Origin of the sequence: Leifsonia sp. Root227, from assembly GCF_001428745.1 — a bacterium.
Lineage (GTDB): Bacteria > Actinomycetota > Actinomycetes > Actinomycetales > Microbacteriaceae > Leifsonia.
The window spans coordinates 57,969-71,065 of sequence record NZ_LMIO01000003.1 but is presented as its reverse complement, the minus strand read 5'-3'; the positions used below and the strand labels follow the sequence as shown (position 1 = coordinate 71,065).

Genomic DNA, 13,097 nt, shown 5'->3' with positions numbered 1-13,097 from the left:
GCCCCCGATGGTGACCCTCTACCGGCCGGGCGACGGCTGGATGCACCGCGCCCCGGCCGGCCCGAAGGCCACCGTGCTGCTCGCGGTGGTACTCGCCGTGTCGTTCCTGCCCTCTACCTGGTGGGCCGCCGGCGTCGCCGCGGCGGTCGCCGTGCTCGGCTACCTGATCTGCGGGCTCGGGCTGCGCGAGCTCGCCCGGCAGGTGCTCGCGGTGCGCTGGGTGATCGTCATCACCCTCGGCGGTCAGCTGATCTTCCTGGACGCCGAACCCGCCGTCGCCAACACGGCTCGCGTGCTCGCGGCGATCCTGCTCGCCGGGATGCTCGTGCTCACCACGCGCGTCGCCGCCCTCCTCGACGCGTTCGAACGCGGCCTGCGCCCGTTCGAGCGACTGGGGGTGGATGCGCAGCGGATCGCCCTGCTGCTCGCTGTCACGATCAACACGGTCCCCGTGCTGGCCAGGCTGGCGACCGGGGTGCGGGAAGCGCAGCGCGCCCGCGGCGCGAGGGCGGGTATCGTCGGTTTCGTGGTTCCGTTCCTCGTGGTCTCGCTGAAGCACGCCGACGACCTCGGCGACGCGCTCACCGCGAGGGGCGTGCGATGACGGGGATGCGCGTGCTCGGGCCGACCGTGGACGACCAGACCAGGTGCATCCACTATCGGACGGACCTCGACGTGATCGCGATCCGGTTTGCCTGCTGCGGCGAGTACTACCCGTGCCACCTCTGCCACGCGGAGACGGCGGACCATCCGGCCGGGCAGTGGCCGCTCGACCAGCGCGACGAACGCGCGGTGCTGTGCGGGGTGTGCGAGCACGAGCTGACGATCGCGGCGTACCTGCGGGTGGAGGCGTGCCCGGCGTGCGGCGCCGCGTTCAACCCGGGGTGCAGGCTACACGTGGAGCTGTACTTCCAGGTGGCGTGAGCAGGGGCCGCCCTCGAAAGGACGGCCCCTGCTCCGGTTGTGCCGCTAGGCCTGCGACCCCCGTCGGCGCGCGACGATCAGCAGCACGACGAACCCGCCGAGGATGCCGAGCAGCGCCGCACCGAACGCCGGCGCCAGGTCGGCGCCCGTGTTGGCGAGCCCGGACTGGACGACGCCGTTGCCGCCGCCAGCCGTTCCGGTTCCGCCCGTGCCGGGGTCACCGGGCGTGCCAGGCGTGCCGGGCGTGCCCGGCGTCCCAGGGTCGCCTGGGCCGGTCGCCGCCGCCACCGTGATCGCGGTCCAGCCGAGCACGTTGCCGTCCGCGTCGAGCACCGCGATCCGGTGCGCGCCAGCCGGCAGGTCGGCCGGCAGGGTCACCTGCACCTGACCGCTCGCCGGCACCTGCATCCATCCGCCACCGAGGTTCTGCGGGGTGGAGTGCACCCACACGGAGACCCACTTACCGGAGAACACAGCACCGATGTTGATGGTGATCTTGTCGCCGGGGTGGAACACGCCATCCGTGCCGCCGATGGCCTGGATGAGGTCCTTGAGCGCGTCGATGAACGCCGTGATCGCAGCAGGTACAGGCGGAGTGGTCGGCTTCGGGTTCGTGCCGGGGTCGACCACATCGGCCACCAGCAGCGGGATGCGCACCGTCGTGCCCGAGTCAGGCGCGCGCAGCACGAGCACGCTCGCACCTTCCGCGTCCGCCGGGACCGCGAAGCTCACGGTCGCCGCACCGTCCGCGTCCACAGGGACGGAGGCGAGCGTCGCCGCGCTGCCCTGCCACGTGAGGTCCAGCGAGGTGTTCGCCGGGCTGCCCAGGGAGGTCAGGTTGAGCTTCGACACCTGGAACGTGACCTGCTGGCCGCGGTCGAGGGTGCCGGTCGGGACGCCGGAGACGGCGACCCCTCGGCGCTCGAAGCTCGGCGAGAGCGGGCTGTTCGCGGTGATGTAGGAGATCCAGGCGTCGCGGTCGATCAGACCGGAGTCCTTCGTGTTCGTCCCTGCTGCGAAGGCGCGGAAGTTGTCCCCGCCCTGCAGGAGGAAGCTGAACGAACCGATGCGGTAGGACTTCGCCGGATCGATCGGCGCACCGTTCACCAGGATGCTCGTGATGCGGTCACCAGCAGCCCGCGCAGCATCGTAGGTGTAGCTGACGTTCTTCGACAGGCCGAGGTTGAGGAACGCGCGGCTCGGGATGCTCCCGTCGGCATTCGTCTGCCACTGCTGCTCCAGCGCCTGCTTGAACTGCGCGCCGGTGAGGCTCGTGGTCCACAGGTTGTTCACGAACGGCAGCACCGCGTTGGCCTGCGCGTACGTGACCGACCCGTCGGCGCCCTTCAGCAGCTCGGCGCGCAGCCCACCGGGGTTGACGACGCCGATCTCCGCACCACCGAGCTCGGGCGAGGAGAGCGTCGACACCAGCGAGTCGGCGACCAGGTTGCCGAGCGCGGACTCGGACATCCTGTCGTCGCGTGCTCCGCCGATGTACGCGGTGGTTATGTCCGCCGTGACGGAACCGATCTTCTGGTTTCCGATCACCGCGGCGTCGGCGAGCGCCTTGTCGACGATCGCCTTCACAGCGGCCACCCGCGGGTATGCGGCGACGAGGGCCTCATCGGCGTCGGTCGTGCGTGCCACGTTGGCCGCCGTGTGACCGGTGACCTTCTTGGTGTCTCCGTCGACCGACAGGGTGATCTGACCGATGTTCTCGCCGTAGCTTCCGGTCTGGACGATCGGACGGGTCGCGCCCGCGACACCGGGGACCGGTGCATCCCACGCGTACTGCTTGTGGGTGTGGCCGGTGAAGATCGCGGAGACCTTCGCCGACGTCTTGGTCACGATGTCCGCGAAGGCGCCGCCTGCGGCGACCTCCTTGTCGAGCGTCGCGCCGTCCGGTGTTCCGAAGCCCGCGCCCTCGTGGTATTCGGCCACGATGACGTCGGCCTCACCGTTGGCGGTGTCGCCGTCCGTCAGCTTGGCCGCGACGCGGTTGACAGCAGCGACAGGGTCGCCGAAGTCGAGCGTCGACACCCCGCCCGGCGACACCAGCGTCGGCGTCTCCTGCGTGACTGCGCCGACCACAGCCACCTTCAGCCCGTCGACCGTGAAGGTCGCGTACTCCGGCAGTGCCGGGGTAGTCGTGCCCTTCGTGTAGACGTTCGCACCGAGGTAACGGAAGTCGGCCGCGTCCTTCACCCGGCCGGTCAGGTCGGAGAAGCCCTTGTCGAACTCGTGGTTGCCCACGGCGCTCGTCTTCAGACCGAGCGCGTTGAGCACGTCGATCGTCGGGAGGTCGCCTGCGGAAGCAGATGCGAACAGGGAGGCGCCGATGTTGTCACCGGCGGACAGGAACAGGGTGTTCTGCTCCCCGGCCGCCGCGCGCAGCTTCTCGATGGTTCCGGCGAACTTGACCGTGTTGCCGTCGATACGACCGTGGAAGTCGTTGATGTTCAGCAGGTTGATGGTCTTGGCGCCCGCTCCGAGTCCCATGCCGACCACGATCGGGTCGTGGTCGCTCGACCGGTACTGGTCGGCGGCGTAGAAGTTCGTCGCGTTGTAGTTGTATCGGCTGTACTCCAGTGCGATGGACTCGCCGGAGTTGATGTTCCAGACGTCCGCTCCTGTGATGACCGCGTTCGCCGCCGGCGACGCGAGCACGTGGTCGAGAGAGCCGACCGTTCCTCCGAACGAGTACGTCTGCTTCGTGGTGCGGGTGTGCACCTGGTCGATGTAGCCCGCGTCGGTGATGACCTTGATCGGGTCCTCGTTGAGGTACGCGTTGAAGTCGCCGATCAGGAGCACCTTGGTGGAGCCGAGTGTGGACTTCAGCGTGTCGGCGAAGCCGACGAGCGCGTGCGCCTGGGCCACGCGGGAGGCGTTGGACGCGCCCTGCCCGTCGCCCTGGTCGGCGTCCGCCCCCGTGCCGGAGCCCTTCGACTTGAAGTGGTTCACGACAGCGATGAACGCGGCGGAGTCCGGCGTGCCGACCTTCTTGAACGCCTGGGCGAGCGGCTGACGCGCATTGGCGAACGCCGCATCCATCAGGATGCGCGAATCGCCGACCGGCACAGCGTGCGCCTTCTTGTAGATGAACGCGGTGCGGATGACGTCCTCGCTGGACGGGACGGCCGCGGGAGACGGCACGAACGCCCAGACCTGGCTGCCCGCGGCGGCGTTGAGCGCTGCGACGAGCTTCGAGAGCGCATCGTCGCGGTTCAGACCGAACCTGGCCGAGTTCTCGATCTCCTCGAGCGACACCACGTCGGCGGTGAGGCCGTTGATGGCGGCGACGATCTTGTCCTGCTGGCGCTTCAGGTTGGCGGCGTCCGCTGCTCCGCGGGCGTCGCATCCACTGTTGACCGTGATCTTGTTGCCGTCGCGGTCCGTATAGAACGTGCAGCCGCTGAGCTGGTCGCCGGTGGTGGTGAAGTAGTTCAGCACGTTGAAGGTGGCGAGCTTGAGGTCGCCTCCGACGTTCTCCGGCGCGGCGGTGCGGGTGTTCCCGAACGTGACGGGCTGCACCGTGGCGGCGGTGGCCGGGGTGAGCTCGGAGGTCGGCTGGAACTTCCACACGTTGTTGCGGAAGTCGAGGACCACGGGCTTCGTGAACGTCACCGGCGCTCCGACGCGCACGGGTGCGGTCTGCGACAGGTATGGCAGCGGCTTGGCCTTGTTGGCCGCGCTGAGGAAGTTGGTCGATGCTCCGTCGTCGAGCGTGACGGCGCGCGCCGCGTTGCCAGCGACGGCGGCCGCGTACTCCGGAGTGCCGGGGCGTGCGGTCTCCGTGGCCTGAATCAGCGGCTTGTCGCCCGCCGCGAGGCCTATCTCGCCGTACTGGTTGGTGGAGTAGACGTCGGTGACGGTGAACGCGCCCTGCGGTGCGAGCAGCATGCCCTCCAGGCTTTCGCGCTGCGCATCCGTTTCCGGCAGACCGATCGTGGCGGGGCTCGGTGCCGTCTTGCCGGTCGCGTCGAGCGCGACGACGCCGGCCGCGGAGGCCGGGGTGATCTCGGTCAGGCCGGCGAACTCGCTGACCGTGCCCGTGACCTGCACATAGTCGCCGATGGCGACGGCCGCTGTGGCTGCGGTGCCGTAGACGTAGACAGCGTCGGAGGCCGTGTGGGTCGCGAGGTCGATCGCGCCGCCGGTGCCAGGGGTCTGGAGGAAGAAGCCGTTGAAGCCGCCCGTGGCGTACGCCGCCGTGACGAAGCCGCTGGTGGTGACGGTGGTTCCGGCCTTCGGGCTGGTGTCGCCCGTTCCCTGAACCTCGGCGATCGGGATGCTGTCCTCTGCCGGAGGTCCTGGGTCGGTTCCCGTTCCAGGGTCGGTGCCGCCCGGCGCCGGCTCCGTTGCCGGGCCACCGGCAGGGTCGGCAGAGCTCTGCGGCGTGATGGTCGCGGTGAGGCTCAGGTCGGCGCCGTTGTCGTCGCTGTCCCAGAAGCCGGTGCGCACGAGCGACTTGACGTCCGTGTTGCCGGTCGGCGCCGTCGCCGCCTTCGTCTCGAACGTGTTCGATGTGCCGTAGCCGACGAGGTCGACGATCTGCGAAGCGTTCTTCACGTCGCCGACAGGGGGCGTGACCGGCGTCGCCGTCGACGCCAGGAGAAGCGTGCCGCCCGCACCGCCTGGATTGAGGGTGCCCGTCGCGTCCGCGGCGGGAAGGGCCGCACCGTTCGCGCCGTTGCTGCTGCCCTTGACGAGGTAGTAGCCGTATGGTGCGATGCTCCCGCTCAGCGCCGTGAGGCCTGAGGCCGCGCCGGTGCCGGTCGCCGGTCGGTACTGCACCGACCATCCGTCGACGGACACGGGCTGGGTGGTGGGGTTGTACAGCTCGACGAACTTGTTGGCGTACGCGGCGCCCGCGCTGCCGCCGGACAGGTACACCTCGTTGATGACGACGCTGGTGGCATCGGTGCTGGCCGTGGCCGGCAACGCCGTGAGAGGGGCGGCAGCGAGACCGACCCCCACAGCGGCTGCGGTGGCGATCTGCCACGCTCTGCCGAATCTTCTAGACATGCTTCTCCTTGGTCGGAAACGGGTCGGACTGCTGAGCCCTCGCACACCGTATGGAGCGCAGTGGGCCGGACTCTGACTCCTGAGTGAACGTACAGAAAACGTCACCCGTTCGAGGGTGCTCATCCGAGCACGGAGCGGAAGCAGCGGACGTCATATCTGACATTGCACCAGGCGCCACCGACACCCTGCCCTGCGGTCCGGCATGATGGCACCATGCGGATCGAAGAGATCGCCCAGTTCAGGGCACTAGCGACGGACGGGCATCTCGCCGACGCCGCGGACACCCTCGGCGTGTCCCAGTCGACCCTGTCGCGCTCGATCGCCAAGCTCGAAGCGGAGATGGGCGTCGAGCTGTTCGACCGCAAGAAGAATCACTACGAGCTGAACCAGTACGGCGAGATCCTCCTCGCCCACGGTATCCGCGCCCAGGCGGAGCTTGAAGACGCCCGCGCCCGCATCGACGCCCTCCGCGACCCGTCGGCGGGAACGGTGTCCGTCGCGTACGTGTCGTCGTTCGGGAGCTGGCTGATCCCGCGGGTCGTCAGCGAGTACCGCACCCTGTTCCCCGACATCCGGTTCGTGCTGCGCGGCGGCACGGCGGACACCGTGCTGGATGCGCTGCGCGAGGGCGCGGCGGACCTCGCGTTCCTGAGCCCTGACCCGCGCGACCGCGAGATCGAGTGGCAACCGCTGACCGCGGAGCGGCTGGCGGTCGGCGTGCCGGACGCGCATCCCCTGGCGGGGCGCGACGTGATCGACGCCGGCGCCCTCGAGCCGTTCGAGTTCGTCGCGCTGCGCACGGGCTCCGGCCTGCGGCACATCGCCGACGCGTACTTCGCCCGCCGCGGGATCGTTCCGAACATCGTGCTGGAGGTCACCGAGCTGGTCACGCTGCAGGCGCTGGTGCGCGACGGGGTCGGCATCGCGCTGCTGCCGGACTCGTCGACGGAGCCGGGCGTGACGCTCGTCCCGCTCGCGGAGGAGGCCGTCCGGGTGATCGGGCTGGCCAGGAATCTGGCGCGCAGCGAGTCGGCAGCGGCGTCGCAGTTCGCGCGGTTCGTGCGGGAGGAGCTGGGGCGGGACGAGCCGGCCCCTGTCACACCGTCAGCGTGACCTTCCGCAGTCCGGCCGGGTTGTCAGGGTCGAGGCCTCTGCTCAGCGCGAGCTCCAGGGCGATGCGCTGCATGGGCACGATCTCGCGGAGCGGAAGCAGTTCGGCGTCCCGTTCGTCCAACCGGATGCGCGCGGTCGCGTCGCCGATCAGTCCCGGCCCCAGTTCGATCACCGTTCCGCCGAGCGCGGCAGCGGCGGCGGCGAACGACAGCACGGAATCGCGTCCGGCCGGGCTGCCGGTGAGCGCGATCACCACCGTGCCGGGGACGACCTGACCGAGCGGGCCGTGCGTCGCGTCGGCAGCGCTCCATCCCGAAGCGGCGATGGCGTTGGTCTCCATCAGCTTCAGCGCGCCCTCGCGCGCCGATGCCATCGAGTATCCGCGGCCGACGACGAGGACGCGGTCGACGCCTTCGACAGCGGCGATGGCGCTCGCCACGGCATCCGGTTGTGCCAGGTCCGCTGCCACAGACGCTGCGATCCTGCGCACGCGTTCGTCCAGTTCCGCCCAGCCCGTTCCCGTCGCTCGGTGCAGCGTCAGCGCGAGCGCGAGGAGCTCGGCGGTGTACGTCTTCGTCGCGGCGACAGAGGTCTCCGGCCCCGCCACGAGCGGAACGTGGATGTCCGACGCATCGGCGAGCGCGCTGCTCTCGTCGTTCGAGAACCCGGCGACGGGCACTCCCGCCGAAGCGAAGGAGGCGACGGTCGCCAGGAGGTCGGGCGAGCTGCCGGACTGCGAGACCGCGAGCGCCACGGAGCGCGGGTACGCGAGCTGGGTGCCGAATCCGGTGACACTCGCCGGCGTCGCCAGCATGGCAGGGATGTGCAGCAGGTTCTGAGCGAGGTATTGGGCGTACATCGCCGCGTGGTCGCTCGACCCTCTGGCAGCGAAGACCAGCAGCTCCGGCCGCGTGCCGGCGATCAGTTCTGCTGCAGCGTCGATCGCGTCGCGGGCGCCGAGGAGGTCGAGCCAGCGGTCCGGCTGCTCTGCGATCTCCGCGCGCATCCGGTGGCCGGGAACGGCGACCCCGCTCACGAGCTGAGGCCGGTGATCATCGCGACCAGCTCGTTGTGCGTGGTCTCGTCGATGCGCTTGGTGCCCACCTGGGTGCCTCGCCGCAGCACCGTCACCCTGTCGGCCACGCGGAACACCTGCTCCATGTTGTGGCTGACGATGAGCACAGCGGCGCCGCGCGCCTTCAGCTTGAGGATCAGCTCCTCCACCTTGGCGGTCTCCGCAACGCCGAGGGCGGCGGTCGGCTCGTCCATCAGCACCAGGCTGCTCGCCCAGTGCGTCGCGCGGGCGATGGCGATGCCCTGCCGCTGGCCGCCGGAGAGGTCGCTCAGCGTCGCGCGCGCCGACGGGATGCGCACATCCAGTTCGTCGACGAGCGCCTGTGTGCGCGCGGCCATCGTCTTCCTGTCGAGGGTGCCGAACGGCTTACGGCGGAGCTCCCTGCCGAGGAACAGGTTCATGTACACGGGCTGCAGGTCGACCAGAGCGAGGTCCTGGTAGACGACCTCCACTCCCCTGGCTCTCGCATCCGACGGGTCGCGGAAGCTCGCACGCTCGCCGTTGACCCAGATCTCGCCATCGGTCGGCTGGTACATGCCGGAGATGATCTTGACGAGGGTCGACTTGCCTGCGCCGTTGTCGCCGACGAGGGCGACGATCTCGCCCGGCTCGATCTCGAGGTCGAAGCGTTTGATCGCGACGATGCCGCCGAAGTGCTTGGTGATCCCGTCGAGGCGCAGCGGCTTCACCGTCGTGCCGTGTGGGGCTGTCGTGGGGGTCATGCTGTCCTCCCTGTCGCGGCGAGCGCGGATGCGGTGGTGATGGGTGCCGAACCGTCGGCCGACCAGATGCCGGCGACCGTCGGTCTGCCTGTGCTGAGTCCGGCGATCCCCGCGGTGAGGCCGCGGGTGACGAAGACCTGCGGCCGGAAGCCGAACAGGACGGTATCGCCCGGCTGGACGGCGCGGCCGCCGAGCGGGATGGTGGCGTAGTAGTCGATGGCGTCCGCTGCCGGCATGTCGACCAGCAGCTTCCTGGCGGATGCGGTGTCCTCTCCCTGCCCGACGATCAGCGCGCTCGTCGTCGTCCCGCCGAGGACGGGGTCGACGTAGAGCCCGCCGCCGAACACGTACGCGTCGTCGTTCCAGAGGTGCGACACCTCGGAGACGTATGCTATGGCCGGCTCCTCGACCAGGTCGTGAACGGCGTGCAGCGGCGTCGTCCCCGTCAGGCCGTGACCTGGTTCCACCTGCGTCGCGCCGGCGGCGGCAAGGGTTTCGAGCACGGACACCGATGTCGTGCCAGGTGCGTTCACCTGGACGCCCGTCCGGCCTGCCGCTTCGAGCGCGCGCAGCGCCGTGGTCAGGGTTCCGAGGTTGGGGGTGGAGCGTGCCGTGCCCGTCGCGGCGTCGAACAGGGTGGCGGGGAACGTCGTGATGCCGGCGAAGCGCACTCCGTCGATGGCGTCGATGCGGTCGGCGGCGGCGACGACGTCCGCCGCATCGAACCCGCCCTCGTGGCCGCGGTAGAACCGATCGCCAGGCGCCACGATGCGCAGCAGCACATCCTGCACCCTGCCCCGGGCGGCGGCTGCCGCACCCGCTTCACGCGCCTTCTGCTCGGAGAACACGGTCCAGTAGAGCGGTTCGAGCGCCGCGGCGTCCGCCGCGCGGTGCCGGGGGATCTGCACGAGATGGCCGAGATGGCCGGTCGGCAGGCCGCCGCTCGCGGCCGCGATGGCGCATTCCAGGTCGACGCCGACGGCGTGAGCGATCCCGCCGGCCACGATGGCGCGGGATGCATCGGGGTTGCGGCCGATCTGCTTGGTCATGGCGAACGGCGTCAGCCCGAGGCGCGCGGACTCCGCGGCGAGCGCGGAGGCGTTGCGCTGCACCGCATCCAGGTCGATGACGAAGGTGTTCGGCGGGATGGCGCCGCTCTGGTGGAGGTGCGTCGCCGCGTCGAGGAGCGCCTGGTTGCGGCGCCGGAGGAGGTCGAGGAACATCGTGTGTCTTCCTTACTGTCTTCCCGGTCTAGTTGCTCTTCTTGGCGCGGAGGGAGAGCGAGACGGCCACCAGGATGATCGCGCCGCGCACGATCATCTGCTGCGCCACGGTGAGTCCGCCGAGCAGCAGGCCGTAGTTGATCATGCTCATGAAGAGGCTGCCGACCAGGGCGCCGATGATGGAGCCCTTTCCACCCGTGAGCGCCGTACCGCCGACGATCACGGCGGCGAGCACGCTCATCAGGTCGGAGCTGCCGAGCGTGTACGTCGCTCCGGCCAGGCGGCCGGCGTAGAGCAGGCCGGCGAGCGCCGCTGTCACGCCGCTGAGGATGAAGACCGCCATGCGGACGCGGTTGACTTTGATGCCGCTGACCGCCGCGGCTGCTGCTTTGTTGCCGACGGCGAGCACGTGGGCCCCGAACGCGCGCTGGCGGAGCACGTGCCAGCCGATCGCGGTGACGACCGCCGTCCACCAGATCAGGATCGGGATGCCGAGCAGCGTCCCTCCGCCGAACAGCCAGCCGAACACGGCGTCCGTCACGGGCACGGACTGCAGGTTGGTCGCCTGCTGGGCCAGACCGGTGATGAGTCCCATGGTCGCCAGCGTGACCAGGAAGGAGGGCAGCCGGACCAGGGTCACGAAGATGCCGTTGACCGCTCCCACCACCGCCCCGACGGCGAGCCCGGCGAGAGCCGCGATCCACCACTGGTGCGTGGACTGGAGGGTGACGGCCGCGACCAGGGAGGCGAGGGCGACGGTCGATCCGATCGAGAGGTCGATCTCGCCGAGGCTGAGGACGAAGACCGTGCCGATCGCCATGACCGTGATCGGGGTCGCCTGCGTGATGATGTTGACCAGCGTCGTCCCGTTGAGGAAGTTGGCGCCCTGGGTGATCGCGAAGTAGAGGAAGACGACCACGAAGCCGATGTAGACGACGTACTGACGCCAGTCCGCGTGGCGCAGCCGGTCGACGACGGTCGGCCTGCCGTCGGTGGTGGATACAGTCATGATGCTTCTCTTTCCGTGCTGAGCGGTGCGGCGTCGATGGCGAGACGGACGGCGCCGAGGATGGGGGCGGAGGAACCGAGGCGGCTGATGCGCACCTCGATCGTCGGCCGGCCGAGACGGCCGAGCCAGTGGAGAACGGGAGCGAGCAGTTCTTCGCGGCTGCCGATGCCGCCGCCGAGGACGAACAGCCCGGGGTCGATGACCGCGTCGACGGCGAGGATCGCGTGGGCGAGCCAGCGCGCCTCCTCGTCGAGCGATGCCGCCGCATCCTGGTCGCCCGCGGCGGCCAGCTCGAACACCTCGACGGCGCTCGAACGGGCACGGCCGGAGGTGAGCTGGAATCGCTGCGCGATCGCTTCGCCGCTGACGGCCTCCTCGAGGGCGCCGCGGCGCTGGTTGAGCGGATCGAGCGGGTCGGAGCCGATCGGCAGGTAGCCGATCTCGCCTGCTCCCCCGCGGACGCCCTGCCAGACGCGGCGATCGAGCACCAGCCCGACGCCGATCCCTGTGCCGACGGAGACGAACGCGAAGGTGTCGACCTCCACGCCCACTCCGCTGTGCAGTTCGCCGAGTGCCGCGATGTTCACATCGTTGTCGATCACGACGGGGTGACCGAGGACGCTCTCCAGCTCGGCGACGACGTCGAAGCCTTCGAGGTCGCCCAGGTTGGGGGCGAGATCGAACTGCCCTGCGGCGGCGTCCGGCACCCCGGCACCGCCGATCGCGGTCGCGACGATCGACCCGGTGGATGCGCCGATCGCGGCGGCCAGCGCCGTCACCAGCTGTGCGAGCTGCGCCACGATCGCCCGGCCGTCGCTGGTGGGCTCCGTCGTCTCGTGGAGGACGTCGCCCGCGATGGTGGCGATCCCGGCGCGCACCTTGGTGCCGCCGAGGTCGATCCCGACCACGTACTCGTGCTGTCCGGTGCTCACGCGACCTCCAGCACGGCCGCGGGGTTGGCGGAGAGCAACTGCTCGATCGCCGCGTCCGAGACGCCGCGCTCGCGGAGCGCAGGCACGAAGACGCCACCGAGGTACGAGTATCCGCTCACGCCGTGCGTGCCGGGGTTCATCCACACCTCGGCGCCCGTCAGGTCCTGGGCGAGCAGGATGCGGTCGGTGAGACCGTCCGCGACGAGCGTTGCGACCAGGTCTGCCCGGCCGGCGTCGGAGCGGTGGAAGGCGCGCTTGCTGAACTCGCCGTCCTCGCGCTCGTCGGGCACGGGACCGAGGAAGAAGTCCCAGTTCTCCTTGCCGATCGTGTCAACGGCGACGCGAGCCCCCGCGTCGACCACGCGGCGCACCAGGTCGATGCCGAGCTGGGTGTCGAGGTGCCCGACGACGACCCTGTCCAGGTCGACCCCCTCGGATCGCAGGATGTCGAGCTGCTCAAGAGCCTCAGTGCCGTGTGTGGTGTGCGTCATGATCCCGAGCCCGGTCGCCCGCTGGGCGCGCGCCACGGCCCTGAGGCACTTCTCCTCGTGCGGGGTGATCTCGCCGAGGCTGGTCGCCTGCTCGCCGAACACGCCGGCGCGGACGCCGGAGTCTCCGATGCCCACCTCAGCGTCGCGGACGAGCCTGGCCGTGAGGGCGTCGAGATCGGCGGCCAGCGCCCACGCAGGAGAGTACGACTCCAGGTAGATCGCCGTGCCGGACACGATGTGCAGTCCGCTCCGCTCGGAGATCTCGATGAGCGTGGCGGCGTTGTCGCCGTTCTCGTCGCGGCCGACGACGCCGTACGGGCTCAGGTCGACGACCGTTCCGAAGCCGAGGTCGCGGAGCCCGGCCAGAGCATCCACTGCCCTGTCGATGCTGTCGTCGCGGGTTGCCCCGGTGAGCCAGGGGCCTGGTGTGAGCGACAGCAGATGCTCGTGCGGCATGACCCGTCCGAGGTCTGCTGAGTCGACCGGGCCGAGCACGGTCATGACCTGCCGTGTCATCGGTTCTCCTTCATGGTGCGTGCGGCTCGCGGCGATGCGCGACGATCCGCGTGGTTCGTGGTTCGTG

General features: G+C 70.0%; 10 protein-coding genes. 3 read left to right on the top strand and 7 right to left on the bottom strand.

Annotation, left to right across the window (positions count from 1 at the left end):
* Nucleotides 1-7: 7 nt before the first annotated feature.
* Nucleotides 8-604 (top strand): energy-coupling factor transporter transmembrane component T family protein, encoded by a 597-nt coding sequence (locus ASE16_RS10415; protein WP_055894613.1) that lies wholly within the window; start codon nt 8-10, stop codon nt 602-604.
* A complete protein-coding gene (locus tag ASE16_RS10410) occupies nt 601-924 on the top strand; it encodes a CHY zinc finger protein (RefSeq protein ID WP_200949618.1) in 324 nt (107 codons plus the stop codon). The genes ASE16_RS10415 and ASE16_RS10410 overlap by 4 nt, the downstream gene beginning before the upstream one ends.
* A 45-nt stretch (nt 925-969) precedes the next feature.
* On the opposite strand, the gene ASE16_RS10405 is transcribed toward ASE16_RS10410, so the two are convergent.
* Nucleotides 970-5,949 (bottom strand): ExeM/NucH family extracellular endonuclease, encoded by a 4,980-nt coding sequence (locus ASE16_RS10405; RefSeq protein WP_082581381.1) that lies wholly within the window; start codon nt 5,947-5,949, stop codon nt 970-972.
* A 213-nt stretch (nt 5,950-6,162) separates the two neighbouring features.
* On the opposite strand from ASE16_RS10405, the gene ASE16_RS10400 reads away from it, so the two are divergent.
* Nucleotides 6,163-7,062: a LysR family transcriptional regulator gene (locus tag ASE16_RS10400; protein WP_055894611.1), complete on the top strand. Its 900-nt coding sequence runs from the start codon at nt 6,163-6,165 to the stop codon at nt 7,060-7,062.
* Here the strand turns inward: ASE16_RS10400 and ASE16_RS10395 are convergent.
* The 6 genes from ASE16_RS10395 to ASE16_RS10370 are packed head-to-tail and all read right to left on the bottom strand — an operon-like array spanning nt 7,046 to nt 13,030.
* Complete coding sequence (locus tag ASE16_RS10395; RefSeq protein ID WP_055894609.1) at nt 7,046-8,098, bottom strand: SIS domain-containing protein; 1,053 nt, start codon at nt 8,096-8,098, stop codon at nt 7,046-7,048. The two genes, ASE16_RS10400 and ASE16_RS10395, sit on opposite strands and share 17 nt — an antisense overlap.
* The gene (locus ASE16_RS10390) at nt 8,095-8,859 is read right to left on the bottom strand and encodes an ATP-binding cassette domain-containing protein (RefSeq protein ID WP_055894607.1); all 765 of its coding nucleotides are present in this window, start codon (nt 8,857-8,859) and stop codon (nt 8,095-8,097) included. Before ASE16_RS10390 ends, ASE16_RS10395 begins: the two co-directional genes overlap by 4 nt.
* Nucleotides 8,856-10,082 carry an alanine racemase gene (locus tag ASE16_RS10385; protein ID WP_055894605.1) on the bottom strand — a complete coding sequence of 409 codons (1,227 nt, stop codon included), beginning with the start codon at nt 10,080-10,082 and terminating at the stop codon, nt 8,856-8,858. Before ASE16_RS10385 ends, ASE16_RS10390 begins: the two co-directional genes overlap by 4 nt.
* Before the next feature lie 28 nt (nt 10,083-10,110).
* Nucleotides 10,111-11,091, bottom strand: coding sequence for an ABC transporter permease (locus tag ASE16_RS10380; protein WP_055894603.1), 981 nt, complete (start codon nt 11,089-11,091; stop codon nt 10,111-10,113).
* A complete protein-coding gene (locus ASE16_RS10375; protein ID WP_055894601.1) occupies nt 11,088-12,023 on the bottom strand; it encodes an ROK family protein in 936 nt (311 codons plus the stop codon). Before ASE16_RS10375 ends, ASE16_RS10380 begins: the two co-directional genes overlap by 4 nt.
* Nucleotides 12,020-13,030: a phosphotriesterase gene (locus tag ASE16_RS10370; protein WP_055894600.1), complete on the bottom strand. Its 1,011-nt coding sequence runs from the start codon at nt 13,028-13,030 to the stop codon at nt 12,020-12,022. The genes ASE16_RS10375 and ASE16_RS10370 overlap by 4 nt, the downstream gene beginning before the upstream one ends.
* Nucleotides 13,031-13,097 lie beyond the last annotated feature (67 nt).